Origin of the sequence: Shewanella litoralis (assembly GCF_009828585.1) — a bacterium.
Lineage (GTDB): Bacteria > Pseudomonadota > Gammaproteobacteria > Enterobacterales > Shewanellaceae > Shewanella > Shewanella litoralis.
Genome location: NZ_WSRZ01000077.1, coordinates 1 through 631, shown reverse-complemented (window position 1 = coordinate 631; position 631 = coordinate 1). Strand labels below are relative to the sequence as shown.

At 40.4% G+C, this 631-nt stretch carries 2 pseudogenes; one reads left to right on the top strand and one right to left on the bottom strand.

The window, feature by feature from the left end:
* Positions 1 to 122: 122 nt before the first annotated feature.
* Positions 123 to 500 (top strand): annotated as a pseudogene (locus GQA99_RS20190) (zinc carboxypeptidase); the annotation flags it as partial.
* Positions 501 to 522: 22 nt separating this feature from the next.
* Here the strand turns inward: GQA99_RS20190 and GQA99_RS21075 are convergent.
* Positions 523 to 631 (bottom strand): annotated as a pseudogene (locus tag GQA99_RS21075) (IS982 family transposase); the annotation flags it as partial.

Genomic DNA, 631 nt, shown 5'->3' with positions numbered 1-631 from the left:
ATGACGATATTGTTGAACAGTGCTCAATTGCATGGAATCACTTTATTGCAGAGCCTGAAAGGGTCATTAAATTATGCTCTAGAAGCTGGACAAAACTGACCAGTTAATTAATGTAAATGGTATTAATGCAATTGTTTGAGTCTGGCTACCCGCATCATGGTCATTATCGTTTAGCGCCGCAAAGTCATTTTTATCGTACTCATGGTGATATTTGGGACTATTTAGTGGCCACTAACTCGAGCGAAAACCCGTTTATTCCACTCACCTTAGAAATGGGCTCATGGGCATGGGTGCGTAAAAATCCGCGTCAACTGTTTAACTTTTCGGGTTATTTTAATCCGCAACAATCTCATCGTCATCAGCGTATTTTACGGCGCCATGTCGTATTGATGCAGTTTTTGATTGATGCCGCCTATGCTCAAATTATTGAGCAGACAACGCCTGCGCAGTTGATAGAATTAACTGGGCAGGCTAATCGTTTCTGGCGTAAAAAAGCTTAAACCAACTTAACCTCAGATCTGGTTAAGCAAACACGATATTAGTGCTATCTAACAGCTCAAGTTCTTGAGCTGTTAGATTTAATGATGGCTTCTCGTCTTTTAAACAATATGCAATCAATCCACCAACTAGA